Source organism: Moorena sp. SIO4A1, from assembly GCF_010672065.1.
Lineage (GTDB): Bacteria > Cyanobacteriota > Cyanobacteriia > Cyanobacteriales > Coleofasciculaceae > Moorena.
Window position 1 is genome coordinate 1 of the sequence record NZ_JAAHHX010001043.1, and the last position, 1,052, is coordinate 1,052.

General features: G+C 40.6%; 1 protein-coding gene and 1 pseudogene. Both read left to right on the forward strand.

Going from position 1 to position 1,052, the window contains the following annotated elements; all coding sequences use genetic code 11:
• Positions 1-181, forward strand: a pseudogene (locus F6K53_RS45120) (hypothetical protein); the annotation flags it as partial.
• Between the two features lie 206 nt (positions 182-387).
• A partial coding sequence (gene kdsA / locus F6K53_RS45125) for a 3-deoxy-8-phosphooctulonate synthase (RefSeq protein WP_293087678.1) occupies positions 388-1,052 on the forward strand: 665 nt, incomplete at its 3' end.

The window sequence follows — 1,052 nt, forward strand, 5'->3', positions numbered from 1 at the left end:
TGATAGTCAACCATTTTGTAGACATGTGGAGTCTGGAAAGGAAATCAAATTTAATTCTATCCATTTTCAAGGTGATGCTAAAAAGTACATAAATGAGTTTTATCGTGGGGACAAAAAAATGATTTTAGCTAATAAACTTTATCGAAAAATGAAAGCAGGAGTGAACAAAATTTTTAATTAGATATATATATATTACTATCAATCACATCTCTAGGGGTTTTATAGATAAAAAAAGATCACCTACATCTTGTGTTCTAAAGTTGACAAGAATTGTGTAATTTTTAATTCACCCGATAATCCCCTACAACTGTTACTGGACATGAGATAAATTATTGATAATATAAACCTCCAAGCTTCTGTCTTGAGAAACCAACAGTCGTAAAACTCATGAATAATACCCAAATCACTGATACCCTCTCTATTGGCGATCGCTGCCCACTCACCCTAATTGGTGGTCCCTGTGTCATTGAATCGGAAGACTTTACCTTAAAAATGGCAGAGGAGATTCGCAAAGTATGCGATCGCTTGAATATTCCTTTGATCTTCAAGTCTTCCTTTGACAAAGCCAATCGAACTTCAATAAACTCCTTTCGGGGACAAAATCTAGACAGAGGTCTAGAAATTCTCCAGAAGGTCAAACGAATGGTGGGTGTGCCAGTCCTTACCGATATCCACGAAAGTCACCAAGCTGCAACTGTTGCTGAAGTAGTCGATGTCCTGCAAATCCCAGCTTTTCTGTGCCGCCAAACTGACTTGCTAATCGCTGCGGCTGCTACAGGTAAGGCAATTAACGTCAAAAAAGGTCAGTTTCTTGCCCCTTGGGATATGAAGCATGTGGTCAGCAAACTGGAAGCTGGGGGAGCCAAGAATATTTTACTCACTGAGCGGGGTACTAGTTTTGGTTACAATACCCTAGTGGTAGACTTTCGCTCCCTCCCTCAGATGCGCGAGTTAGGTTATCCTGTGGTTTTTGATGCCACTCATAGCGTCCAGATGCCAGGAGGAAAGGGAGATAAATCTGGTGGACAGCGGCACTTTGTTCCCTATTTGGA